Genomic DNA, 23,896 nt, shown 5'->3' with positions numbered 1-23,896 from the left:
AACAACTCCCACAACTCATCCGGCACCAGCCGCTCAACGATCCCCACCATGACTCACAGAATACCGAGTCGCCCAAATGAGATGACTTCTTAGAGCCCCCGAGATGCACGACAGAACGCCCGAGATGCGCGGCCTCCGCAACATCCCTTCAAATTCCCCACACTATCCGCCCGTTGGCGTTGGAGTAATCTTCGCGTGATCATTCCCACACGACGTGATCCTTCGCCCAAGGGTTCGAACTCACCACACAGCAACGGCATGATGATGCGGACCATCCGCTTCCAGCAGCCCCCATGCCCCGGGAGTCACAGCTTTGTCCGATGTACGGCAGTCCCCGCACCGTTCTCTCGCCGTCGTCGGCGTCGGTCCCCGTGGCACCTCCGTCCTGGAGAGACTCTGCGCGTCCGTGCCCGAACTGGCGCCGGACGTGGAACTGACGGTGCATCTCGTCGACCCCGCGCCACCCGGCGCGGGCCTGGTCTGGCGTACCGATCAGCCCGCCGAGCTGCTGATGAACACGGTGGCCTCGCAGGTGACCGTCTTCACCGACGCGAGCGTGGAGTGCGAGGGGCCGATACGTCCGGGGCCCAGCCTGTTCGAGTGGGCGGCGGACCGGCCCGCCGAGCGGCTGGAACCCGACGACTATCCGAGCCGGGCCGCCTACGGGCGCTATCTGGAGTGGGCGTTCCGTACGACGGTGGAGGGGGCGCCGGGCTCGGTGACGGTGGTGGTGCACCGGGCGCGCGCCGTGCGACTGGATGACGACGCCGACGCGGGGGCCTTCGACCGGGCGGAACCGGCCGTCCCGCACGTTTCACCCGTTGTGACCGGTGTGCCCGGTGCGCGCGCTCCGTACCGGCCGACGCAGAGTCTCACGCTCGACGATGGCACGACGATTTCCGGTCTCTGTGCGGTCGTGCTCGCACAGGGCCATCTACCGGTGGTTTCCGGTCAGATCCAGGCGACGCTGGCGGAGTTCGCAGCCCGTCACCGGCTGCGATATCTGCCGCCGTCGAATCCGGCCGATCTGGACCTGTCCGGGATCGCCCCGGGCGAGCCGGTGCTGCTGCGCGGACTCGGGCTGAATTTCTTCGACCACATGGCGCTGCTGACAGCCGGGCGCGGCGGCATCTTCGCGCGGGACGCGGCCGGCGTTCTCGTATACCACCCGTCGGGGCGCGAACCGCAGTTGTACGCCGGGTCGCGGCGCGGGGTGCCGCATCAGGCGCGCGGCGACAACGCGAAGGGGCCGTCCGGCCGGCACCGGCCGCTGATGCTGACCCCGGATGTGATCGCGCTGTTCCGCAAGCGCGCGGACGCGGGCGACCCGCCGGACTTCCTCCAGGAGATATGGCCGCTGGTCGCCAAGGAGGTGGAAGCCGTCTTCTACGCGGCGTCCTTCGGGTGGCCCGTCCCCGGGCAGTCCCCCTCCGGGCCGCCGTCCTACGACGCGCCGGCCGGCGGCCCCGGTTCGCCGCTGGACCGGTTCCTGTCGGCGCCGCACGGCAGCCCGCGGGAGGCCGCGGTGCTGGACGAGGCGGGGATCCCCGTCGCCGACCGCTGGTCGTGGGAGCGGATCTCCCGTCCGTACGGCGACGAGACCTTCCGCGACCCGGCGGACCACCGCGCCTGGCTCCTGGCACATCTGCGCAAGGACGCGGCCGAGGCGGCGCTCGGCAATGTCGCGGGTCCGGTCAAGGCGGCGCTTGACGTGCTGCGCGACCTCCGCAACGAACTGCGGCTGATCGTGGACCACGCCGGTCTCTCCGGTGTCTCCCGACGCGACCACCTCGACCGCTGGTACACGCCGCTGAACGCGTTCCTCTCCATCGGGCCGCCCCGTCGCCGTATCGAGGAGATGGCCGCCCTGATCGAGGCGGGGGTGCTGGATGTGATCGGCCCGCGGATGGCCGTACGGACGGCGGACGGCGCCTTCCTGGCCGAGTCCCCCGACATACCGGGCTCCGCCGTACGGGCGACCACGCTCGTGGAGGCGCGCCTGCCGGAACCGGATCTGAGGCGGAGCTGTGATCCGCTGCTCTCGCGGCTGCTGAAGACGGGGCAGTGCCGGCCGCACACACTCGACGGTTACGAGACGGGTGGGATGGATGTAACACGCCGTCCCTACCGTCTGATAGATCGCCAAGGAGGCGTGCACCCCCGGAGATTCGCGCTCGGTGTGCCCACGGAGGGTGTGCACTGGGTGACCGCCGCGGGCGCCAGGCCCGGGGTCGACTCGGTCATGCTCGCCGACACGGACGCGGTGGCACGTGCCATCCTCCGGGCCGCGACCAGCGACGGCGCGTCATACACGACGCGAATTGATCCCCGACAGAATGTTGAACTTGCAAGCATAGATTAGGCCAGCCTAACGTTGCGGGACGTCACTCGTCGGTCCAGACCTCGCCCCACTCTGTGGTCCAGACCCCGACCGAAGGAGTACAACCCCCCATGTACACACGTCTGAACGCAGCGCAGCCCTACGCCCTGGGGCTGTTCCGCGTGGTCGTCGGGCTCCTCTTCACCTGTCACGGCGCCGGTTCGCTCTTCGGCGCCTTCTCCCGCGAGACGGTCGCCGCCGGCACCTGGCCCGGCTGGTTCGCCGCCGCCATCGAGCTGGTCGGCGGTGCGCTGGTGCTGCTGGGTCTCGGCACCCGCCCCGCCGCCCTCGTCTCCTCCGGCGCCATGGCGTACGCGTACTTCACGGTCCACCAGCCCGAGGGGCTGTTCCCCATAGCGAACAACGGCGAGCTGGCCGCCATGTTCTGCTGGTCGTTCCTGCTGATCGTCTTCACCGGCCCGGGCGCGTTCGCCCTGGACGGGTTCCTTCCGTCGCGGGGTTCGGCCACCGCCGCCGAGGCGGAGAAGCGCGACGAGCGGACGACGGTCGCCGCCTGACCGGCCTCCCCAGCCGCCGCCCGACCGGGCTCTCCCGCCCCTGATGCCGGTCCGACGCCCCGGACCCCTGTTCGACCACGTCGTCGTCCACGGGTCCGGGGCGCCGACATGCCGCCCCGGGCGAACGCTGCGTACCGCACACGCGTACGCTGTGTGGCTCAGCAGCCGCTGCCGCCCACCCATGCGACATCGAGGCGCTGCCACGGGACGGGCGGGGAGTCGGAAAAGTGCTGGAGAGTCTGGGGTCGCTGACCGGCAGCCCATGGATCTACGCCGTGGTGGCCCTCTCCGTACTGCTGGACGTGTTTCTGCCCGTCCTGCCCAGCGGAGTCCTGGTGATCACGGCCGCCACCGCGGCGGCGGCGGGTTCGACCACGGCGACGGTGGCGGGCGCGGCCGGAAAAGTGGCTCAAGTTCCGCAGGAAGTACCGTCGTTGATCCTGCTGATGCTCTGTGCGTTCAGCGCGTCCGTGCTCGGCGATCTGGTCGCCTTCCGGCTCGGGCGGCGCGGCGGGGACCGGCTCGGCCGGGCCATCGCCCGCTCCCGCCGGCTCACCACCGCGCAGGAACGGCTCGGCAGCGCGCTCAGCGGGGGCGGCGGCGTCCTGGTGGTCATCGCCCGCTTCGCGCCCGCGGGACGCTCGGTGGTCTCCCTGGGCGCGGGCGCGGCGCACCGCAAGGTGAAGGAGTTCCTGCCCTGGTCGGCGCTGGCCGCCGTGGCCTGGACCGGATACAGCGCGGGGCTCGGCTACTTCGGCGCCCAGTGGGTCGGCTCGTCCTGGGTCGGTGCGGCCCTCTCCGTCCTGGCGCTGTTCGCGGCGGGCTCGCTGGCCGCGTACGTGATACGCCGCCCAGGGCCGCGCGGAGGCCCGGCGACCGCGTAGGGGCCCGGCGGCCAGGATCCCGGCTTCGGGGCGGCGCGCCCCGCGCGCCGGTCACCGGGCGAGCGCGCGGGGCCGTTCAGGGTCTGCGGCCGTGGAAGGTGCGGCGCAGGTCGCTCACCCATGCCTCCGGGTTCTCCCAGGGGATGAAGTGGCCGCCGTGGTCGTGGGCGTTGACGTTGACGTGGTGGAACCAGCGGGCCTGCGGGCCGGTCGTGAAGGCCCGGACGCGTTCATCGGCGGTGTGGATGCCGGGCGGGTTCTCGTACGTGACGAGGGTGAGGCCGACCGGGGCCCGCACGACCGGGGTGCGGTCGTGGGCGGGGACCCAGGGGTAGCGGTTGGCATTGGCGTAGTAACGCATCGATGTGGCGATGGAGTTGTTCACCCAGTAGATCGTGGCGTGGGTGAGGGGCCGGTTCCGGGCGAAGTCCCAGGCGCGGGGGCCGTTGAAGAAGTCGAGCGGCAGCCCGGAACCGATGTGGATGCCGTACAGCTCGTCGGCGTACTTGTGGCCGAGCTGGCTGGAGACGATCCCTCCGATGTCGCAGCCCCCGGCCGCGTACTTCTCGTATCCCAGGGTCTCGGTCATCAGGGTGTGCCAGAGGTCGGAGACCTTCCAGAAGTTGACGTCCGGGAAGCCGGTGAGCGGGCCGGGGAAACCGAAGCCGGGCAGGGACGGCACGATGACGTCGAACGCGTCGGCGGGGTCGGCGCCGAACGCGGCCGGGTCGGCCAGCGGGTCGATCACCTTCGACCAGTGCCAGAACGTCCACGGCCAGCCGTGGGTGAGGATCAACGGGATCGGGCGGGGGCCGCGGCCCGGCTTGCGCAGGAAGTGCACCGGGACACCGGCGACGCTCACCTGGTAGTGCTCGTAGGCGTTGATGGCGGCCTCGGCCGCGCGCCAGTCGTAGCCGTCCCGCCAGTAGGCGACCAGTTCCCGGAGATAGCTGTCCGGGACGCCGTAGGACCAGTCCTCGTTCCCCTCGTCCAGCGGCGGACGGGTCGATGCCAGAAGGGCGCTCAGGTCGTCGAGGACCTCGTCGGACACGTGGATCGGGGTGGGCTCCAGGGGGAAGGCGTGCGGGCCGGTCATGGCAGGGGTCCTCACTGGACGGGGAAAGCGGTACCGCCGGCCGGTCGCATGGCCGGTCGGTGGGCCCGCGCGACATCGCCGCGCGACATCGCCGGGCGGCTCGTCGTCACCACGGGCACGGGGAAGGTCCGGGGCTCGGCCGCCGGAGGCGGTCAGGACGCCGCGCGGGCGGCGCCCCGTACCTCCAGGTCCTGGAGCAGCCGTGCGGTCGCCCCGGCGATCTCGTCGACGGCCCGGTCGAAGACCTCCCGGTTGTGGGCGGCCGGGGCACGGAAGCCGGAGACCTTGCGCACGTACTGGAGCGCGGCGGCGCGGATGTCCTCCTCGGTGGCCTCTTCGGGGAGTACGGGCGGGCGGAGGGTCTTGATGCTTCGGCACATGCCTCCAGTGTGGACCCGGTCGCTCAGGGCAGGTCGTAGAGCACGCGCCCCAAGCCCGTCAGCTCAGGTGCTGAGGGTGTGACCAGTCGTAGGGCCCCCGGCCCGAGGCCGGCTGAGGTTCTACCGCCGTAGCGCCGGGCCGGCCCAAGGGCTCAGCCGTGCGCGGCGTACCGTACGAACGACGCCCAACCGTCCCGCCCGACCGCGAAGTGCGGGCGTGCCACGTCCTTGGAGTCCCGTACGCAAATGGCCTGTTCGGTGACGGCGATCTCTACACAACTGTCGCCCTGGGTACCGCTGTAGCCGGACTTGAACCAGGCGAGTTCCGTCGTGCTCATAGCCCTCCTCGGAGTCGCTCCAACAGACCCCGCGAGTCTTGGGGGTTCAGGGCCTGCGAGCGCAGTGTGACATAGCACTGACAGAGGAGGCTCACCTCTTTCACGTCGCCAATCAGGCGCCCGTTCGGCTGCCCTCCGAGTACGCGAGGCGCCGACGCTCCGGCGTCTCCAGAAGCTGCACAGGCCCATGCGAAGCTCCTGGCAGGCACGGGTGATCTTGGTCGAGAACCCGTCCACCAGGAGCTTTGTCGTTGCGCAGGGCGTCCAACTTGCGGTCAGCATCGGGATGCCGGAAATCCCTCACTGTTCGGTCACGGCGGTGAGCTCGGCGATGAATCCCGTTCGTGACCTCGACGCGGTCGCTCCCGGAGCCGACGTTCAGCACATCGGCCGGTTGCCTATGGACGAGTACTCATGCAAGAGTACTCGTATGTCATCGATCAGGTTGTTCATCCTCGACACGTTCGCGAGGAACGGCGAGATGCACGGGCACAGGGTGCGCCTCCAGGCCGAGCGGGAACATCTGCACCTGTGGACGGACGTGTCCGTGGGCAGCCTGTACCAGGCGATCAAGCGCCTGCTGGCTGAGGGCTTGCTCGAAGAGGTCAGGACCGAGAAGGAGGGCAATCTGCCCGAGCGTCAGGTGTACGGCATCACCGGTGAAGGGCGGCTGCGTCTCAAGGAACTCCAGTTTGAGAGTCTGCGCTACATCTGGATGAAGCCGGACCCGTTCGACCTGGCCCTCACCCGCCTGGACCCGGAGAAGCTGGACGAGCTCCACACGGTGATCGCATCCCGGCTGGATGAACTCGCCTCCATGCTCTCGGACACCGAGGCGCTGAATGCCAACGCCATCGACGGCGGCTACCTGACGGTGAGCGAGGCACTAGCGGTCAGTCACAGTGCGCACAGGCTGCGCGCCGAGATCGCCTGGCTCCAGGAGGTCCTGAACGCGGTGCCCGAGATTGTCACCGATGAACGGACCCGTCAGCCCGACACCCTCTGAACCACCGGATTCCGCCCCCCTCGTGAATCCACCCGCGCCGCAGTCGGCGCGGCACTGCCGGTAAGGAGCACGCCCCATGCCCGAACTCATCGAACCCTTCACCCTGTCCGTGCCGGAAGAACAGCTGACCGACCTGCGTGAGCGGCTTTCCCGCACCCGGTGGCCCGATCCGGAGACCGTTCTGGACACCAGCCAGGGACCCCAGCTGGCGAAACTCCGCGCGCTGCACGACTACTGGCTCAACGCCTACGACTGGCGGCGGTGCGAGAAGACCCTCAACGGCTTCGGCCAGTCCCGCACCATCATCGATGGTCTGGGCATTCACTTCCTCCATGTGCGCTCGCCTGAGCCGGACGCCCTGCCGCTGGTCATGACCCACGGATGGCCCAGCTCCGTCCTCGATTTCCACAAGGTCATCGGCCCACTGACCGATCCCGCGACCCACGGCGGTGACCCACGGGACGCCTTCCATCTCGTGGTGCCGTCGCTGCCGGGATTCGGGTTCTCCGACCGGCCTACGGAACCCGGCTGGGGATTCCCCCGGGTCGCCGATGCCTGGATCACGCTGATGGACCGGCTCGGCTACCGGCGATGGGGCGCCCAGGGCGGCGATCTCGGATGCGCGGTCACCGACGAGATCGGCCGCAAGGCCCCCGACGGATGCGTCGGGCTGCACCTCAACTTCGCCATGTTCCCGCCAACGCCCGACGAGATCCGGGACGCCACCGAGCATGAGCAGGCAATGCTCGACAGCGCCGCCTACTTCTGGGAGAACCTCTCGGGCTACGCCAAGGAGCAGGCAACCCGCCCTCAGACCATCGGCTACTCCCTCGCGGAGTCCCCCATCGGCCTGGCTGCCTGGATCTACGCGATGTTCCAGGACACCTGCGGCACGCCGGGGGACGCGGAAGCATCATTCACCCTGGACGAGCTGCTCGACGACATCATGCTCTATTGGCTCCCCAACACCGGGACGTCCTCTGCGCGGACCTACTGGGAAATGGCACGGTCGGCACGGCCCTCCGCGCCGAACACCGCCGCACCGATCGCACTGCCTACCGGATTCAGCATGTTCCCGAAGGAGCACGTCCGGAAGTCCCAGCGCTGGGTGGAACGCCGCTACAGCGACGTCGTCCACTTCAACGAGCTTGAGGCGGGCGGGCACTTCGCAGCCCTGGAACAACCGGCACTCTTCGTTGACGAAGTCCGCACCACCTTCCGTTCCTTGCGCTGAGCGCACCGCCGGCATCGGCACCTCCCACCGACAGCTTCCCCCGAGAAGGGCGATACCTCATGACACCCCTGCCCGACGAACTCCTCAAACTGCTGAGCCGGCCCAGCCCCTGCTTCATCGCCACCACCATGCCGGACGGCTCGCCCCAGCTCACCCAGACCTGGGTCGACACCGATGGTGAACACATCCTCATCAACACCGTCGAGGGCTACCGCAAAACCAAAAACGTTCAACGCGACCCCCGTGTGGCCGTCAGCATCGCCGACCCCGATGACACCTCCCGCTACTTCTCCGTACGGGGACGCGTCACCAGCGCCACGACCGACGGCGCCGCCGAGAGCATCGAACACCTCGCCCAGAAGTACACAGGCCACTCCTACGCCTCGTACGGCGGCCCGGGCCAGACCCGGCTCCTGCTGACCATCACCGTCGACTCCATCATCCATTCCCCCATGCACTAAAGACCAAAGGGACCGTTATGGCCAGCTTCCCCCACAGCGCCGGCACCGCCCGCCCCTATGTCTGGGCGCCGGACCAGCCCCCGGCCCACTGGAACGTCGGCACGTACTGGAGAGCGCTCGCCGACGGCAGCCAGACCGACGGCCGGTCCCGCACGTTCGAGGAACTGTGTCCGCAAGGATCTTCGCCGGCCGCGGAACGCTCAGCCCGGTAAGCGACTGTGGCGATCTGAGCGAACGACCGGACCAGCGGATTCGGGTCACCCTCGTTCCACGCCGCTACCACGCGGCTCGGCGCAATGTCGATCAGCGGCACCACACCAGCTCCCCGGGCAGGTCGTGCCCGAACGGGGCAATGCCGACTGTTCCGTTCCAGAGCACGGCCTGCAGGCACTCCTGGACAGCGCGTACCACCGGACCCTCGCGCGGCTCCCCGCCGTTCCCGTACGAATGCCGGATCGGATCCGTGCCGTCCGGGAACTGGAACCAGCGCATGTCCGCCAGGTCGGCCACCTTCAGGCGGTCGCGGCGGGCCAATGGATCATCGGCGCGCAGCACCGCGCCGACTGGGTCGACACGCAGCTCGTGCACTGTCGGACCTGTCTCGTCGAACGGCCCACGGGTCAGAGCGACGTCGACCAGTCCGGCGCGCAGTCCGCGGGTCGGATCGGTCAGGTCGGTCTCGCGGATGCGGACCTCGACACCTGTCCGGATCACCGACATGGTGAAGGCCGTCCTCGTCCTTCACCACGCGTCACCCTGAGGTTGGAAAACGCTCGGTAACGGCGGCTATCGCGGTGGCCGCGCCGTGCTGTCCCGTACGACCAGCCGCGTACCGAACTCGATACGGGTGTCCGCCTGCTCCGCCTGGCCGGCCTGGTCGCCCTGCCCCTGGTCGGCGCGGCGCAGCCGGAGCAGCATCCGGGCCGCCTCCTCCGCCATCTCCACCAGCGGCTGGTGGACGGTGGTGAGCGCGGGGCTCGACCACTGGGCCAGCGGGATGTCGTCGTACCCCACCAGCGAGAAGTCCTGCGGGACCCGCAGGCCGAGCACCCGCGCCGCCTCCAGCACGCCGAGCGCCTGGAGGTCGCTGCCCGCGAAGATCGCCGTGGGCCGGTCGGGGCCCTGGAGGAGTTCCACGGCGTGCGCGTGACCGGCGCGGACATGGAAGTCGCCGAAGCGCACCAGCGCCGGATCGGCCTCGACGCCCGCCATGCCCATGGCCGAGCGGAAGCCGTCGAGCCGTGCCAGGGAGCAGAGCACGTCCTCGGGGCCGGTGATGACGGCGATCCTGCGGTGGCCGAGGTCGAGCAGGTGGCGGGTGGCGGCGAGGCCGCCGGCCCAGTTGGCGGAGCCGACGGACGGCACATCGGGCTCCGGGTCGCCGGCCGGGTCGATGATCACGAAGGGGATGGCCCGCGACCACAGCTTCTTCTTGAGGTCGTCGGGGAGCGTGGAGAAGACCAGGACGACGCCGAGCGGCCGGCGCCGCAGGACGCCCTCGACCCAGTCGGCGCCGGGGGAGTGCCGGGTGCCGGTCTCGGTGAGGACGACGCTCAGCCCGGTCTCCTTGGCGACGTTCTGGACGCCCCTGATCAGCTCCATCGCCCAGGTGCTGTCCAGTTCGTGGAAGACGATCTCGATGAGCGGGGCCTCGGGGGCGGTGGGGGCGGAGCGGCGGTAGCCATGGGCCTCCAGCAGCTCCTCGACCTTGCCACGGGTGGGTGCGGAGACATCAGGGCGCCCATTGAGCACTTTCGAAACTGTCGAAAGAGAAACCCCGGCTTGCGAAGCCACCTGAGCCAGGGTGACCCGGCCTGCACTCGTCTCATCTCGCATGGACCGAAGGATAAGGCACCGGATGTCGGCCGGAAATCGGTAACGGTTTGGCCGCGTGCTGACCGCACTGTTGACCGCTCCGGAGAGGAGTCCTACGGTCACACGCCAGATACTTTCGGCGATGTGGCCGATACTTTCGAGAGGTCGACCGATGAAGGCACCGATGAAGGCGATGAAGACTCGCACGACTCGCGCACGGTTCTCCCGGACGGTCGCCGGTGGCGCGGCGCTCGTCCTGAGCCTGGGCCTCACGGCCTGCGGCGGCGGTGGCAGCTCCTCGGGCGGCGCCGGGGAGTTCCACGTACTGGTCTACGGCGACGCCACCAACAAGGTGGAGAAGCAGATCATCGAGACGTTCAACAAAACCTCGAAGGTCAAGGCGGTCCTGGACACCGTCCCCGGCGCCGACTACCAGAAGAAGCTCCAGACCCTCATCAGTACCCCGAAGGCGCCCGATGTCTTCTTCAACTGGGGCGGCGGTTCCATCCAGCCCTTCGTGAAGTCGGGCCTGCTGCTGCCGCTGGACGATCTGGTGGCGAAGGACCCGGGGCTCAAGTCGAACTTCCTGCCGTCCGTGTACAACACGGCGGAGATCGACGGCAAGGCGTACGGCGTCCCCATGCGCGGCACACAGCCGGTGCTGCTCTTTCACAACAAGAAGGTGCTCGCGGACGCGGGCGTCGAGGCGCCGAAGACCTGGGACGAACTGCTCGGCGCGGTCGCGCGGCTCAAGGCGAAGGGCGTCACACCGATCGCGCTGGGCGGCGGGGACAAGTGGCCGACGCTGATGTGGTTCGAGTACCTGTACGACCGGGTGGCGGGCCCGGGTCTCTTCAAGGAGGCGCTGGCCGGCGACAAGAAGGTCTGGGAGAGCGCCGACAGCAAGAGGGCGCTGGGCATGCTGAAGGAGCTGGTCGACGCGGGCGCGTTCGGCACGAACTACGACTCGGTGAAGTTCACCGACGGCGGCTCCCCGGCCCTGGTCGCGGCCGGCAAGGCCGGGTTCGAGCTGATGGGTTCGTGGGTGTACTCGACCCAGCGGGACGTCAACCCCGACTTCGCCAAGAACGACCTGGGCTACACCTCGTTCCCGACGGTCACGGGCGGCAAGGGCGATCCGGCGGACATCGTCGGCAACACCAACAACTTCTACTCGGTGCTGAAGAAGACCGAGCACGCGGACGCGATAGCCGAGTTCCTGAAGCTCATGTACTCGGACGAGTTCGTCAAGGCGCAGCTCGCCATCGGCAACCTGCCGACCACCACGAACACCGAGAAGTTCCTGGACTCGGCGGACAACCCGGCGTATCTGAAGTACCAGTTCGGCCTGGTCAGCAAGGCGCCCTCGTTCCAGCTCTCGTGGAACCAGGCGTACCCGCCGGCGGCGGACGCCCCGATGATGCAGGCCGTCCAGGAGTTCTTCAACGGCTCGATGGACGCCGACGGCTTCGTCAAGGCCATGCAGGCCCTGTCCACCGACTGATCGCCCCCTGAACAGCGCCTGCCCCCTCCTGATCACCGACCGGCCACGACCGGCCCACGACCGGTCTACAACCGATCACCGCCCGATCAAACGACCGATCACCGATGGAGAGCGACGTCCGACATGGCCGACATGGTTACTCTCACCGACCCGGTGAAGAGCGCACCCCCAGGAAAGCGGAGAGGCGCCCGGTCCTCGCCGGGCCGGGGACCCGCCGGGCATACGGTGGCCAGGCCCGGGCTGCTCTGGGCGCTGCCCGCCGCCGTCTTCTTCGGCCTGTTCGCGATGGTCCCGCTGGTGCTGGTCGCGGTCCTCTCGTTCGCCGAGTGGAACGGGCTCGCGGCGCCCCGCTTCGCGGGGTTCGACAACTGGACCGCGCTGGTCCACGACCCGGTGATGATCAAGAGCCTGTGGCTGAGCGTCCTGCTCACCGGGCTCGGTGTGGTCACCCAGACCCCCCTGTCGATTCTGCTCGGGGTCTGGGCGGCCGGGCGGCAGCGCAACCGGGCGGTGCTCTCCGCGATCTTCTTCGTACCGCTGCTGCTCTCCGCCACGGCCATCTCCGTGCTGTGGCGGGCGCTGCTCGACCCCAACTTCGGGGTACCGGCGGAGGCGAAGTGGCTCTTCGGCGACGGCAATCTGCTGGGGACCCGGACCGGGGCGATCTGTGTGCTGGTGTCCGTGGCCACATGGCAGTTCACACCGTTCCACGCGCTGATCCACCAGGGCGCGGCGCGGTCGGTCCCGCAGGTGCTCTACCAGGCGGCGGCGATCGACGGGGCCGGGCGGGTGCGCCAGTTCTTCCACATCACGCTGCCGCAGCTCCGTAACTCGATCATCACCTCGGTCGTGCTGATGGTGGTCGGCGGGCTCACCACCTTCGACACCGTACTGATCCTGACCCAGGGCGGCCCCGGCACCGACACCAGCATCAGTGCCTACTACATGTACCAGAAGGGGTTCCGGGAGTTCGACTTCGGTCAGAGCGCGGCCATCGCGCTGCTGCTGGTCGTGGTCGCCACGGTGGTCTCGCTGATCATGGTGCGGCTCTCGGGCTACGACAAGATGGCCGGCACGAAGGAGGGAATGTGAGGGGCCGTTCCGTGACCAAGGGCCGCCCGAACTATCTCGCGGGCCTGGGCGCCGTGCTGTGGCTCGGGCTGATCGCCCTCCCGCTGTACGTGATGCTCGGCGCGACCGTCCAGAGCCGCGCCGAGTACAGCGCGAACGGGCCGCTCGCGTTTCCGCGCTCCTTCTCCCTCGACAACTACGCGCAGGACTTCTCCAACGGCTTCGGCCGCTACTTCCTCAACACCGTGGCCGTCACGGCGAGCGTGGTGGCGATCGTGCTGCTGCTGGTGCCCCCGCTGGCCTTCTCGATCGTACGGAACCAGGGCCGGGGCACCGTACGGATCTTCCGGCTCTTCCTGCTCGGGCTCGCCGTCCCCGCCCAGGCGGTGATCGTCCCGATGTTCTACGCGATCAGCAAGGCGGGCCTGTACGACAACCTCATCGGGGTCATCCTGCCGACCGCCGCGTTCTGTCTGCCCGTCTGCGCGCTGATCCTCACCGGGACGATGCGCGACATCACCAACGAACTCTTCGAGGCGATGGCCATCGATGGGGCGACCACCCGGCGTGTCTTCTTCCAACTCGTCGTCCCGCTCTCCAGGGGCGGGCTGGCGACGATCGTGGTGTTCTCCGCCCTCCAGGCGTGGAACGGCTTTCTCTTCCCCCTCGTGCTGACGCAGTCCGAGGAGACCAAGGTTCTCACCCTCGGGCTGTACAACTTCCAGACCGAGCACGGCGTCGACATCCCCGGCCTGCTGGCGGCCGTGGTGCTGTCCACGCTGCCCGTCCTGTTCGTCTACCTGTTCGCCCGCCGAGCCCTGGTCCAGGGGCTCATGGGGGTCGGAGGAAAGTGATCGACAACGTGAGCACCGACACCGACACCACGGCCGTGCCCCAGTCCGCCCTCCTGTCCGAGGCGCGGGCGCGCCGGGTCGAGGAGCTGATCGCGGCCATGACCACGGAAGAGAAACTGGCGCAGCTCTACGGGCTGTGGGCCGGCGCGTCCGCCGACGGGGCCGAAGTCGCCCCGCACCAGCACGACATGGACGCCCCGCCCGCCCTCGCCGACCTGCTCCCTCACGGGCTGGGCCAGTTGACGCGCCCGTTCGGCACCGTACCGGTGGATCCCGCGCTGGGCGCGCTGTCCCTGATGCGTACACAGGAACGCGTCGTGGCGGCGGGCCGCTTCGGGGTGCCCGCCATGGCCCATGACGAATGCCTCGCGGGCTTCGCCGCCTGGGGCGCCACCACGTACCCCGTCCCGCTCTCGTGGGGCGCGTCCTTCGATCCGGAGCTGGTACGGGAGATGGCGGCCGCGATCGGCCGCGACATGCGCTCGGTCGGGCTGCACCAGGGCCTCGCGCCCGTCCTCGACGTGGTGCGCGACGCGCGCTGGGGGCGGGTCGAGGAGACCATCGGCGAGGACCCGTATCTGACCGGCACGGTCGCCACGGCGTACGTACGGGGCCTGGAGTCGGCGGGCATCGTGGCGACGCTGAAACACTTCGCGGGGTACTCGGCCTCGCGCGGCGGACGCAATCTGGCGCCGGTCGGCATGGGCCCCAGGGAGCTCGCCGATGTGGTGCTGCCGCCCTTCGAGATGGCCGTAAGGGAGAGCGGCGTACGGTCCGTCATGTCCGCCTACAACGACATCGACGGGGTGCCGTGCGCGGCGGACGAGCGGCTGCTGACCGAACTCCTCAGGGACACCTGGGGGTTCGAGGGGACCGTGGTCGCGGACTACTTCGGGATCGCCTTCCTCAGGACGCTGCACGGGGTCGCGGGCGACTGGGCCCAGGCGGCGACGGCCGCGCTGACGGCGGGCGTCGATGTCGAACTGCCCACGGTGAAGACCTTCGGGCAGCCGCTGCGGGACGCCATCGCCGACGGACGGCTGCCACCGGAGGCCGTGGACCGCGCGGTGCGCCGGGTCCTGACCCAGAAGGCCGGGCTCGGGCTGCTCGACCCGGAGTGGAGCGCGCGGCCAACCGCCCTTGCGGGGGCCGAGTTTGAGGACACGGAGCGGCTGCGCGGCACGGTCACCCTGGACTCCCCCGCGCACCGCGACATCGCGCGCAGGCTCGCGGAGCGCGCGGTGATCCTGCTGCGCAACGACGGGACGCTGCCGCTGGGCGGCCGTACGGAGGACGGGAGCGCGGGCCCGGCGCGGATCGCGCTGATCGGCCCGCAGGCCGAGACCGCGACGGCCGTGCTGGGCTGCTACTCCTTCCCGGTCCATGTCGGCCCCCAGCATCCCGCGGTCCCGGCGGGCGTGGAACTGCCCACGCTGCGCGAGGCGTTGGCGGCGGAGTTCCCGGCGAGCGAGATCGTCACGGTGGCGGCCACGGGTATCGACGGCCCCGCCCCCTCGGAATCCGGCGCCTCCCACGGCTCCGACGGCTCCGACGGCTCCGGCGGCTCCAACGCCTCCGACGCCTCCGACGGCTTCACGGAAGCGGTACGGGCGGCACGCGCCGCCGATGTCGTGGTCGTCGCACTCGGCGACCGCGCGGGGCTCTTCGGGCGCGGCACCAGCGGCGAGGGCTGCGACGCGGAAACCCTCGATCTGCCGGGCGTCCAGGGCCGGTTGCTGGACGCGGTGCTCGACGCCGTGCGCGGCACCGGGACCCGGGTGGTGGTCACCCTGCTCGCCGGGCGGCCGTATGTACTGGGCCGGGCGGTCACGGAGGCCGGGGCGATCGTCCAGGCGTTCTTCCCCGGGCAGGAGGGCACCCCGGCGGTGGCGGGGGTGCTCAGCGGCCGGATCAACCCCTCGGGCCGCCTCCCGGTGAGCGTTCCCCGGCTGCCCGGGGCGCAGCCGTCCACGTATCTCGCGGCGCCGCTGGCCCGCGCGAGCGAGGTGTCCAACATCGACCCGACGCCGGCCTTCGGCTTCGGCCACGGGCTGACGTACACGGCGTTCACCTGGTCGGACCTGACGACGGGCGACCCCCGGCCGGCCACGGACGGCGCGGCGGAGCTGTCCCTCACCGTCACCAACACGGGCGGGCGCGCGGGCGTGGAGGTGGTCCAGCTCTATCTGCACGACCCGGTCGCCTCGGCCGTCCAGCCCGCGCAGCGCCTCATCGGCTACGTACGGCTCCCCCTGGAGTCCGGCGAGCGGGCCAGGATCAGCGTCACCGTCCCCGCCGATCTGGCCTCCTTCACCGGCCGCGACGGCCGCCGGATCGTCGAACCCGGCGCGGTGGAACTGCGGTTGGCGGCCTCCAGCACCGACGTACGGCTCACCGCCGGGTTCACCCTGACCGGCCCCGTACGGTACGTCGACCACACGCGCGCCCTGCACGCCACGTTCGCCGTCCACACGTCACCGGCCCCGGACGACGCCCTGTGATCCGTTACGGCCCCGTGCTACGGGATCAGCACGATCCGGCCGAACACCTCGCCCGCGTCCATCTTCCGGTGCGCCTGTGCGGCTTGCTCCAGCGGGAGCAGTTCGTGCACCACCGTGCGCAGTTCGCGGCGGCCCGCCGCCGCGAACTGTTCGGCCCGTACCGCGCGCAGGTCGGCCTCGGCCACGGTGGCGGCGCTGAAGGTGGCGAACGACAGCGACTTCTGGAACGCCGCCATCATCGTCATGCCGAAGTCCGCCGGCGGCATGCCTCCGACGGCGCCGACGGCCACCAGGCGGCCGTTCGGGTTGAGCCTGGCGAGGAAGGAGGGCAGGTCCCGGCCCGCGACGATGTCGATGATGACGTCGAAGCCCTCGGGGGCGCCCTCGGCGCCCTCGGCCGTCTCGCCGGAGCGGTCCAGCACATGGGTCGCGCCGAGTGCGCGCAGGCGGTCCCCGCGCTCGGCCGACGAGGCCGTCACCGCCACCGCGCTCGCACCGCCCCGGGCCGCGAGCTGGACCGTCATGATCCCGATGCTGCCGGCCGCGCCGCGCACCAGCACCGACTCGCCGGCGGTGAAGCGGGCATGGGCGAGCCCGAAGTGGGCGACCGGGCCCGAGGACCCGAGCGTCATCGCGTCGACCGAGGACAGAGCCTCCGGGAGCGGAAGGACCCCCGCGACCTGTGCCGTCACCTGCTCGACGTAACCACCGCCCACCCCGGTGAAGGCCCACACGCGCCGGCCGGTCCACGACGCGTCGACGCCCTCACCGACGGCGGTCACCGTGCCCGCCACCTCGCTGCCGGGGACATGGCCCTCCTGGAAGCCGTAGTCACCGAGGGCACCGCTCCGGATCAGCACGTCGGCGCCGCTGACACCGATCGCCTCCGAGGCGATCAGCACCTGTCCGGCGGCGGGGGCCGGGGCGGAGGTCTCGATGACCTCCAGGCCGTCGGGGCTTCCGAACGCGCGGATCGCTACTGCCTTCATGCCGTCTCCTGTGCTCTGGGATTGCCCGCGGATCGTCCTGGGATCGACCGGCCGGGGGCGGCCAGGACCGGCCGGAGTCGGCGCGGGACCGGCCTGGGACCGGCCCGGTATGCCCGTCGCCGTACGCCTTCGGACGCTAGTGGACGCCTGTGCCCGCCTGGCTAAAGTGAGAGCGATGACGGACCGTTTGCCTCACCCGCCCCTGCGCGCCGACGCCCTGGACAACCGCGCCCGCATCCTCTCCGCGGCCCGCGCCCTGTTCGCGGCCGAAGGTCTGAACGTCCCGATGCGGGAGATCGCCCGGCGCGCCGGTATCGGCCCCGCCACGCTGTACCGCCGTTTCCCGACCAAGCAGACCCTGGTGGCCGAGGCATTCGCGGAAGAGGTACGCGCCTGCCACGCGATCGTCGAGGAGGGGCTGGCCGACCCGGACCCGTGGCGGGGCTTTTGCCGGGTGATCGAGAAAACCTGTGAACTGCACGCGCACAACCAGGGGTTCACCGAAGCCTTCCTGTCGGGCCTCCCCAGGACGACCGAGTTCGCCGCGAGTCGCGCGTCCATGCTGCGTTCGCTCGCCGAACTGGCCGACCGTGCCAAGGGCACCGGGCACCTGCGCGCCGACTTCGTCCTGGACGACCTGGTCCTCGTCCTCCTGACCAACAGGGGCATCCGCGCCGCGTCGGCGGCCGCCCACGTCAGTGCTTCGCGGCGGTTCGCCGCCCTCATGATCCAGGCGTTCCAGACCTCCACCGAACGCTCGCAGCTGCCGCCCGCGGTCCGCATGGCAGCCGCGCCACCACACGAGAGCGTACGGGCCACCGCCCCGGCGGGGTCCAGAAAGTGAGCCGCCCGATGCAACCGACGTTCGTACTCGTCCACGGAGCCTTCGCGAACTCCTTCTCCTTCGCACCGCTCCAGGCCGAACTCGGCCTCCTCGGGCACCGTTCGGTCGCCGTCGACCTGCCGGGCCACGGGTTCGCGGCGGACTTCCCGCGCGCCTACCAGGCACCCCAGGATCCCGAAGCGCTCGCCACCGCGCCCGGCTCGATCCGGGGCGCCACACTGGCCGACAACGCCGCGTACCTCATCGGGATCCTGGAACGGGCCAGGCGGAACGGCCCGGTGATCCTCGTCTCCCACAGCCGTGGCGGCATCACGGCCACCGCCGCGGCCAACGCCCGGCCCGAGCTGATCGACCGCCTCGTCTACGTGTCGGCCTGGTGCCCGGTCGCCCTCGACGCCGGCGCCTACTACGCCGAGCCGGAGATGGCCACGGTCGACACCGCCTCCCTGGCCGCGGCGATGGCCGGGAACCCGGCCGAACTCGGCCTGCTCCGCACCAACTTCCGCACCGCCGACCCGACCGCCCTCGCGGCGTTCAAGGCGGCCTTCCTCGCCGACGGCACCGACCAGGAGTTCCTGGCCTTCCTGAACACCTTCCAGCCCGACGAGAGCCTGGACGCCGGCACCTCCGCCGACCGGGCGCAGGCCGCGACCTGGGGCCGTATCCCGAAGACCTATGTCCGCCTGACCGATGACACCAGCCTGCCCCTCGCCCTTCAGGACCGGCTGATCCGCGAGGGCGACGAGCTGACACCGGACAACCCGTACGACGTCCGCACGCTGGCGGGCAGCCATCTGAAGTGGCTGGTCGCCCCGGCACCGGCGGCGCGCCTCCTCGGTGAACTCGCCGCGCTCCTGGACGCGCCCGAAGGGCTCGACCTGGCGGGCACGGGCGCACCTCCGACAGGTACGGAACTCCCGGTCCACCACTGATATGGCGCGCCGCGGCCCCTCCACTCCCGCGGGAGTGGAGGGGCCGCGAACAAGCGCTCCGGTCACGCGGACGCCGGACGGTGGACGGCCCCGTACCGCAGGAGTCCGACGGCTGCGGCGACGAGTGTCCCCACGGTGGCGTACCGGGCAGACCCCCCGCTCTGCCCGGTCACGCTCCGTACGTCCCCCTTGTCCTCGTCGCCGGCGCCGCCGCTGTCTCCGTCGCGCCTCGCTTCTTCCTTCTTCTCCCCCTCCCTCGACAACTCGTCCTCAACACGGTCGAGAAGCGACTCCCAGGCGTCCGGGGCGATCCCGCCGTGCAGCTCCAGAAGGCGCGCCCGGCTCGCGCGTGCCCTCTCTTGGAGCAGATCGTGCATGTCTCCCATTAACTTCCCTCTTCCTCCAGATCGGATGGTGAGCGGCGCGCCCCGGGACTGCCGTCCCCGGGCGCCTTCCTCTTGCGTTGCGACTTCTTTTCCCGTTGCCGTTCGGGCCTCTAGGACCCAACCTGGGATCACGGGCCCCCGCCCGTGATCCCGAGAAGAGCTCTAGCTGACGTCTCCGAGCTCGTCGTGGATCGTCGCCCGGTACGCGGCGAGGAGCCCTCTGACCTTGTCCAGGCGGCGCTTCACGGTCTGCCGGTCGATCTCCAGATACCGGCTGATCTCGGTCTGGTTGAGTCCTTTCACGATCGACAGCCGTCCGACCTCGTACATCCCGCCCTCGTCCGGCAGCGCCTGCCGCAGCAGCCCGTCGACCGCCTCGACGGCCTGGACCTCGAAGTACGCGCTGGTCTCCGGGACGGACGGCTCACGGTCGGGAATCTCGTCCGTGGGAAACGACTTGTCGCGGTCGTACGCACGGCAGACATCGGCGATGACACCGGACATGACCTTCGCGGCGAAGGCCCGGCCACCGTCCTGCCGGTCGAGCGTGAAGCCCGGGTCCGACCAGCGGGCGACCAGCTTGACCACGCAGGTCTGGACGATGTCCTCCAGATCGCGTCCGAGCCGCTTGCCGAGAACCATCGACTCCAGCATCGGCTTCAGCCGCAGGAGTTCCGCCACCTGCTCCTCCGTCAGCCCGCTCCGGCGGCGGCCCGCCCCGGCGGGCCGCCGGTCCTGCCGGGGCACCGTTGAGTGGGGGACGGCGGAGACAGACCCCTCTCCGCCCGTCGGCCCCCGCACCTCGGGTGCGTTCTTCATGGGCGCGTCCTTTCTGTCGTGTCCTCCGGCCTGTCCACGCGACGGACCGGACAACGGCCTCGCGCCCTGTTATGCCGTCAGCTGCACTGCCGCGAGGGGCATTTGATCTCGACTGATCTCCGTGGCCGGCAGGCGTCACCGGAGGCCGGCTTCTGGACCTGGCGCGGCAGGACCCGCGGCAGCACGCTGAACGGGCCGCCGCCGAGATCCGCAGCGCACTCTCCTCGTGGGGCCCCAGGCCGGGCGGCGGCCGCTCGGCTCACCCGGTCCGGAAGGACCTGACCGAGGAGTGTCCCGGGGGCAGGAAGAGCACGGGGTGGGCAGTCCATGTGATGCGGGTGCCGGACTGGGTGACCGTCACGGTGCACGGCTCTGACGCGAGGAGCTCCTTCCTGGTCTTGACGCGGCCCTCGTAGAGCCGGTCCCAGGCTTCTTCGGTGGCTGCCGGGCTGGGCGTCACCGACGTCGGCCGGTTCCTCGTACGGCTGGAGAAGGCGACAACTCCCGCCACCGCCAAGGAGTCTCACCGCGCTCCGCGGACAGCTCTGACGGCCGCCTGCCGCGAAGAACTGATCATGCGCAACGCCGCGGCTCTGGTCGAACCGCCGTCGGTGGAGGCACGCGACCTCTCGCCCTGGTCGCTGAGCGCAGTCAGATCGCGGTCACGATGAACATCTACGCCCACGTCGTCCAGGACACGCAGCCCGAGGCCGTCAGCCACCTGGACCGGACACCCACGAGGCGCTCCGGCCGCGAGTGACCGTGCGCGTTGATGTCAGAAATGGATGTCGAAGGCCCCCAACCATGATGGGTTGGGAGCCTTCGCACTGGTGGGCGCGGACGGTTTCGAACCGCCGACATCTGCTTTGTAAGTTCGCCTTACCGACAGTGAGGCCATGGCTTCGAGGGCTCTCGCACCGACACGGACCGCTGTCACAGCCATCTGGGATACGCGGCCATGCGGGGACGTTGCCGTCAATCGTTGCCGTCATTACCTGGCGCTTCGAGGACGGAAGTTGCCTTACTTCGGGCGCTCTTGTCGCCGGGCCTCCCGTTGCCGCACCTCATCCAGGCGCGCGAACAACTTCTTCCACTCCCTCGCAGCGGCAGCCCTCCGTTGAGCCCCGTCGGGCTTCGCCGCTCTCGACTTACGGGCCTTCTATCCTTCGGGCCGCCGTGATCTCCACTGGTCAACTGGACGCGTTTCGCGGCCCCGTCGCGGCGCTGCCGGTCTCCCATGGCCATGTCCGAACACTACGCCCGAGGCAGGGAGGATGGCCTAGTCACCCAGACTTCCGACACCACCAGCGTCGTGGACTGGCCAAACCTCCGAGCACCCGCCGTCCGTCAGTCGACGCTGCCAGCCGGGACCGTGCCAACAGCCAAAAGGTGCGAGCTGGCTGCGAGAAGTTCCGGGTATGGCTCTGCCATGCGGGCCGCGTCCATGGCTGAGGCGATCAACTCATCCGTGGGGCCTTCACCCGGCTGCTGCTCCGCCGCCTTCACCAGCGACCAGGCAGGCCCTTCGACGCCAAAGACCTGTACGTCATTCAGCCCAGAGGCGGTCAGCTCCGTCGCAAGCTCTTCGGCCCGATGGAAGTACGACAGAGTGAACCCCCGCGCACCGTCATAGACAGCCGTCTCCAGGATCTTGGAAACGGACTCATGGATACGCTCGGTGTGCAGGTGGGCGTACGTAACGTGCTCGAAGAGCGACGCATAGCGATTGATCGCGGCGGCGGCGACCAGTCCACCGGGCTTGGCAACGCGGGAGGCTTCGGCCAGCGCCCGTTGCCGGTCGGCGGGGTCGGGCAGGTGGTAGAGCGGCCCGAGGAGCTGCACTACATCGAAGCTGTCGTCCGGCTCGGGCAGGGCACGCGCGTCCCCTACGGTCGCCGGGCACACCGCCAACGCAGCCTCAACATGACGAGGCACTGGATCAACCAGAGCAACGTCGTAACCGTCCTTCACGAGCCACTCAGCATGAATTCCGGTCCCCCCGCCCACATCAAGCACGCGTGCGGGCGCGGGGGGCAAAAAGCGTCGCAGGAGTTCCTTAGTCCTGACCAGTTCCATCCGGCCGTCTGCCGAGCCGCGCAGGCGGCTGTCCTCGTTGACCATCTCGGCATAGAACCGCATCACGGAGGGAGCCAATTCGAGATTCGACATGGTCGCAGTATCGTGTGTACCGGTGGACCAGTCCAGCGCGGGAATAGGGGAAACCATGGCTGTCCTGAAGTACGAAGAGATCGCGGAGTCCCTGCGCGCACGCATTGCCGCTGGTGAGATCGTCCCCGGAGAGACGATCCCGTCGGGTCGCGAGCTGGCCGAGCAGTGGGATGTGTCACGAGCCACCGCTATCAAGGCCGTCGACGTGCTGCGCAACGACGGCGTGGTCGTGGCCAAGCAGGGAACTGGATTCGTCGTCACGGAGACACCCGTGGCACGCCCGGCCGGCGCTCGCCGTGCGGGGTCAGCGCGCATCCTGGGCGGGATGCCGTTTCTGCGTGTCGGCACGCCCGACTGGGCGGAACCCCCTGCCCACGTCGCCGCCGCGCTCGGACTTCCCCCTGGGACGAAGGCGCTTCGGCGTGTTCGCGTCCTCCAGCTCCCGGACGGAACGCCGAACAGTTGCGTCGAGGCATGGTTCCCCCCGGAGATCGCACAGGCATCACCGCGCCTCGCCGACACCACCGCGATTGCCGAGGGCACGACGCGCTACGTCCGGCGCCAGACTGGACGCGCGCCGGCCGAGGGAGTGGATGTCACCACGGTGCGCCTCGCTACGGAGACAGAGGCGGACCGCCTGGGAGTGCCCCCGGACGCGCCGGTAGCCGTCCTGCTGCACACAGCGTATGACGATCACGGGCGGCCACTGGTCTGCGAGGAAGGCGTCACGCCCTCCTCGCTCTTCGAGCAGGTGGACACCTACGCGATGTAGGTGGGCGACGGGCACCCAAGACGACTGGACCGGTCTACCGGTTCAGTTTTTTTCGTTGCCCTGAAACCGGCTCCCACCTGCACCCCCTTGCGAGGTGACACGGCACCTGGGGATTTCGTCGCTTGACTGGACCGGTCCACCGGTCCAGTCTCTTGGTGTGGCCATCGCCCGATCCGGAACTTTCGGAGAGGGCTATTCCGTCACGCCACAACTCCACAGAGTGATCCACCGCAGTACGGCGGCCGTGCCCGTTCCGGCCGAGGCGAGTGGAGACCAGTCGGCCGAGAAGGGGCCCCCGTCACACCGGGGCCCAACACCCCAAATGGGGGACACGCCACCGACTCGAAAGAACCGCTCGGCACACCTTGAAGCTGCCATCTCAGACGTCCGGGATTTCGGATCTCCCCGGATCGAGCAGCGCCGAGCGAACACGAGAACCGAGCAAGCGCCCCTCAGTAACCGCAGCGAAGGAGGCGTCATGAACAAGCGACTACGTAGGGCGTTGTCCGCGCTGGACCGGCGCGGGTGACCACGCCCTCCGGCGTCGGTGGCCGAGAGGTACGGCCGCCTGATCGGACCGTGATTCCCGCGGCTGTCGCGGGGCCGGTTGCCTCCCTCGCCCGTCCAGTCCCGCTCCATGCGGCGCTGTACGGGCGGGGCTGAGGGGAGCCGGAATCCACCGGTACCAACAGGCGCGCCGCCCGGAGCGGACACTCCGGACGGCGCAGTACAGGCACCCCGGGAGGTACCTGTGATCACCAGTCTGACAGACGCTGAGCGCGTGGCGCTGAGCAAGAAGAACGCTGGTCAGAACAAGCGCAGTGAGGACGACGTTCGGGCGCGTGGTGGCCGATGAAGCCTCGCCCCGATCCGCTGGAGTCGGCCCTGATCGCCGCGTTCAACGCGGGTGAGCCGGAGTTTCCTGAGTGCTGGCTGTGCGGCG

The 23,896-nt window shown here is 69.8% G+C and carries 23 protein-coding genes and 3 pseudogenes; 16 read left to right on the top strand and 10 right to left on the bottom strand.

Going from position 1 to position 23,896, the window contains the following annotated elements; translation table 11 throughout:
- The first annotated feature begins 313 nt into the window (after window positions 1–313).
- The 3 genes from ACIQ7D_RS36740 (at window position 314) to ACIQ7D_RS36730 (ending at window position 3,782) form a co-directional block, all read left to right on the top strand.
- Window positions 314–2,362 (top strand): FAD/NAD(P)-binding protein, encoded by a 2,049-nt coding sequence (locus tag ACIQ7D_RS36740; protein WP_403945478.1) that lies wholly within the window; start codon window positions 314–316, stop codon window positions 2,360–2,362.
- Between the two features lie 89 nt (window positions 2,363–2,451).
- The gene (locus ACIQ7D_RS36735; protein ID WP_403945476.1) at window positions 2,452–2,898 is read left to right on the top strand and encodes a DoxX family protein; all 447 of its coding nucleotides are present in this window, start codon (window positions 2,452–2,454) and stop codon (window positions 2,896–2,898) included.
- A gap of 227 nt (window positions 2,899–3,125) precedes the next feature.
- Window positions 3,126–3,782 (top strand): DedA family protein, encoded by a 657-nt coding sequence (locus ACIQ7D_RS36730; RefSeq protein ID WP_403945473.1) that lies wholly within the window; start codon window positions 3,126–3,128, stop codon window positions 3,780–3,782.
- Window positions 3,783–3,858: 76 nt separating this feature from the next.
- Here the strand turns inward: ACIQ7D_RS36730 and ACIQ7D_RS36725 are convergent, their stop codons facing one another.
- From ACIQ7D_RS36725 to ACIQ7D_RS36710, 4 genes and pseudogenes are all read right to left on the bottom strand, one after another.
- Complete coding sequence (locus ACIQ7D_RS36725) at window positions 3,859–4,878, bottom strand: epoxide hydrolase family protein (protein ID WP_403945470.1); 1,020 nt, start codon at window positions 4,876–4,878, stop codon at window positions 3,859–3,861.
- A 152-nt stretch (window positions 4,879–5,030) separates the two neighbouring features.
- Window positions 5,031–5,258, bottom strand: coding sequence for a DUF2277 domain-containing protein (locus ACIQ7D_RS36720; RefSeq protein WP_403945468.1), 228 nt, complete (start codon window positions 5,256–5,258; stop codon window positions 5,031–5,033).
- A gap of 152 nt (window positions 5,259–5,410) precedes the next feature.
- Entirely contained in the window at window positions 5,411–5,596 is a 186-nt protein-coding gene (locus ACIQ7D_RS36715; RefSeq protein ID WP_403945465.1) for a DUF397 domain-containing protein, read from the bottom strand.
- Window positions 5,593–5,786, bottom strand: a pseudogene (locus ACIQ7D_RS36710) (Scr1 family TA system antitoxin-like transcriptional regulator); the annotation flags it as partial. The pseudogene ACIQ7D_RS36710 and the gene ACIQ7D_RS36715, both read right to left, overlap by 4 nt.
- Between ACIQ7D_RS36710 and ACIQ7D_RS36705 the strand changes: the two are divergent.
- The 4 genes from ACIQ7D_RS36705 (at window position 5,784) to ACIQ7D_RS36690 (ending at window position 8,509) form a co-directional block, all read left to right on the top strand.
- Window positions 5,784–6,602 carry a PadR family transcriptional regulator gene (locus tag ACIQ7D_RS36705; protein WP_403945464.1) on the top strand — a complete coding sequence of 273 codons (819 nt, stop codon included), beginning with the start codon at window positions 5,784–5,786 and terminating at the stop codon, window positions 6,600–6,602. The pseudogene ACIQ7D_RS36710 and the gene ACIQ7D_RS36705 overlap by 3 nt on opposite strands.
- A 76-nt stretch (window positions 6,603–6,678) precedes the next feature.
- Window positions 6,679–7,836: an epoxide hydrolase family protein gene (locus ACIQ7D_RS36700; protein ID WP_403945462.1), complete on the top strand. Its 1,158-nt coding sequence runs from the start codon at window positions 6,679–6,681 to the stop codon at window positions 7,834–7,836.
- Window positions 7,837–7,895: 59 nt separating this feature from the next.
- On the top strand, window positions 7,896–8,297 hold the full coding sequence (locus ACIQ7D_RS36695; RefSeq protein WP_403945460.1) for a PPOX class F420-dependent oxidoreductase: 402 nt from the start codon (window positions 7,896–7,898) through the stop codon (window positions 8,295–8,297).
- A gap of 17 nt (window positions 8,298–8,314) precedes the next feature.
- Window positions 8,315–8,509, top strand: coding sequence for a hypothetical protein (locus ACIQ7D_RS36690; protein ID WP_403945488.1), 195 nt, complete (start codon window positions 8,315–8,317; stop codon window positions 8,507–8,509).
- On the opposite strand, the pseudogene ACIQ7D_RS36685 reads toward ACIQ7D_RS36690, so the two are convergent.
- A pseudogene (locus ACIQ7D_RS36685) lies at window positions 8,503–8,996 on the bottom strand (LysR substrate-binding domain-containing protein); the annotation flags it as partial. The gene ACIQ7D_RS36690 and the pseudogene ACIQ7D_RS36685 overlap by 7 nt on opposite strands.
- A gap of 87 nt (window positions 8,997–9,083) precedes the next feature.
- The gene (locus ACIQ7D_RS36680) at window positions 9,084–10,133 is read right to left on the bottom strand and encodes a LacI family DNA-binding transcriptional regulator (RefSeq protein WP_403945458.1); all 1,050 of its coding nucleotides are present in this window, start codon (window positions 10,131–10,133) and stop codon (window positions 9,084–9,086) included.
- A 172-nt stretch (window positions 10,134–10,305) separates the two neighbouring features.
- Between ACIQ7D_RS36680 and ACIQ7D_RS36675 the strand changes: the two genes are divergently transcribed.
- The 4 genes from ACIQ7D_RS36675 to ACIQ7D_RS36660 all read left to right on the top strand — a co-directional run bounded on the left by ACIQ7D_RS36675 (window position 10,306) and on the right by ACIQ7D_RS36660 (window position 16,042).
- On the top strand, window positions 10,306–11,616 hold the full coding sequence (locus tag ACIQ7D_RS36675) for an extracellular solute-binding protein (protein WP_403945457.1): 1,311 nt from the start codon (window positions 10,306–10,308) through the stop codon (window positions 11,614–11,616).
- 132 nt (window positions 11,617–11,748) lie between these two features.
- The gene (locus ACIQ7D_RS36670) at window positions 11,749–12,708 is read left to right on the top strand and encodes a carbohydrate ABC transporter permease (protein ID WP_403945486.1); all 960 of its coding nucleotides are present in this window, start codon (window positions 11,749–11,751) and stop codon (window positions 12,706–12,708) included.
- Between the two features lie 11 nt (window positions 12,709–12,719).
- Complete coding sequence (locus ACIQ7D_RS36665; protein WP_403945484.1) at window positions 12,720–13,541, top strand: carbohydrate ABC transporter permease; 822 nt, start codon at window positions 12,720–12,722, stop codon at window positions 13,539–13,541.
- Between the two features lie 98 nt (window positions 13,542–13,639).
- Window positions 13,640–16,042 (top strand): beta-glucosidase, encoded by a 2,403-nt coding sequence (locus ACIQ7D_RS36660; RefSeq protein ID WP_403945482.1) that lies wholly within the window; start codon window positions 13,640–13,642, stop codon window positions 16,040–16,042.
- A 17-nt stretch (window positions 16,043–16,059) separates the two neighbouring features.
- Here ACIQ7D_RS36660 and ACIQ7D_RS36655 read toward each other — a convergent pair whose 3' ends face one another.
- The gene (locus tag ACIQ7D_RS36655) at window positions 16,060–17,031 is read right to left on the bottom strand and encodes a zinc-binding dehydrogenase (RefSeq protein WP_403945455.1); all 972 of its coding nucleotides are present in this window, start codon (window positions 17,029–17,031) and stop codon (window positions 16,060–16,062) included.
- A gap of 175 nt (window positions 17,032–17,206) precedes the next feature.
- Here ACIQ7D_RS36655 and ACIQ7D_RS36650 point away from each other — a divergent pair, with 175 nt between their 5' ends.
- Both ACIQ7D_RS36650 and ACIQ7D_RS36645 read left to right on the top strand, forming a co-directional pair.
- The gene (locus ACIQ7D_RS36650; RefSeq protein WP_403945453.1) at window positions 17,207–17,875 is read left to right on the top strand and encodes a TetR/AcrR family transcriptional regulator; all 669 of its coding nucleotides are present in this window, start codon (window positions 17,207–17,209) and stop codon (window positions 17,873–17,875) included.
- 8 nt (window positions 17,876–17,883) lie between these two features.
- A complete protein-coding gene (locus ACIQ7D_RS36645; protein ID WP_403945450.1) occupies window positions 17,884–18,807 on the top strand; it encodes an alpha/beta fold hydrolase in 924 nt (307 codons plus the stop codon).
- A 62-nt stretch (window positions 18,808–18,869) separates the two neighbouring features.
- Here ACIQ7D_RS36645 and ACIQ7D_RS36640 read toward each other — a convergent pair whose 3' ends face one another.
- Together ACIQ7D_RS36640 and ACIQ7D_RS36635 are read right to left on the bottom strand one after the other, a co-directional pair.
- Window positions 18,870–19,193, bottom strand: a complete 324-nt coding sequence (locus ACIQ7D_RS36640) for a hypothetical protein (protein WP_403945447.1) — start codon at window positions 19,191–19,193, stop codon at window positions 18,870–18,872.
- A 162-nt stretch (window positions 19,194–19,355) separates the two neighbouring features.
- Window positions 19,356–20,012: a sigma-70 family RNA polymerase sigma factor gene (locus ACIQ7D_RS36635; RefSeq protein ID WP_403945445.1), complete on the bottom strand. Its 657-nt coding sequence runs from the start codon at window positions 20,010–20,012 to the stop codon at window positions 19,356–19,358.
- A gap of 449 nt (window positions 20,013–20,461) precedes the next feature.
- On the opposite strand from ACIQ7D_RS36635, the pseudogene ACIQ7D_RS36630 reads away from it, so the two are divergent.
- Together ACIQ7D_RS36630 and ACIQ7D_RS36625 are read left to right on the top strand one after the other, a co-directional pair.
- Window positions 20,462–20,656 (top strand): annotated as a pseudogene (locus ACIQ7D_RS36630) (site-specific integrase); the annotation flags it as partial.
- Between the two features lie 23 nt (window positions 20,657–20,679).
- The gene (locus tag ACIQ7D_RS36625; RefSeq protein ID WP_403945444.1) at window positions 20,680–20,772 is read left to right on the top strand and encodes an integrase; all 93 of its coding nucleotides are present in this window, start codon (window positions 20,680–20,682) and stop codon (window positions 20,770–20,772) included.
- A gap of 587 nt (window positions 20,773–21,359) precedes the next feature.
- Here ACIQ7D_RS36625 and ACIQ7D_RS36620 read toward each other — a convergent pair.
- Window positions 21,360–22,181, bottom strand: coding sequence for a class I SAM-dependent methyltransferase (locus tag ACIQ7D_RS36620; RefSeq protein WP_403945443.1), 822 nt, complete (start codon window positions 22,179–22,181; stop codon window positions 21,360–21,362).
- A gap of 55 nt (window positions 22,182–22,236) precedes the next feature.
- On the opposite strand from ACIQ7D_RS36620, the gene ACIQ7D_RS36615 reads away from it, so the two are divergent.
- On the top strand, window positions 22,237–22,953 hold the full coding sequence (locus ACIQ7D_RS36615; RefSeq protein WP_403945480.1) for a GntR family transcriptional regulator: 717 nt from the start codon (window positions 22,237–22,239) through the stop codon (window positions 22,951–22,953).
- Window positions 22,954–23,896 lie beyond the last annotated feature (943 nt).

The sequence above is a fragment of the Streptomyces sp. NPDC096310 genome (genome assembly GCF_044763125.1).
GTDB lineage: Bacteria > Actinomycetota > Actinomycetes > Streptomycetales > Streptomycetaceae > Streptomyces.
Note: the sequence above shows the minus strand (reverse complement) of the source record. Positions and strands in the feature narration are given on the sequence as shown.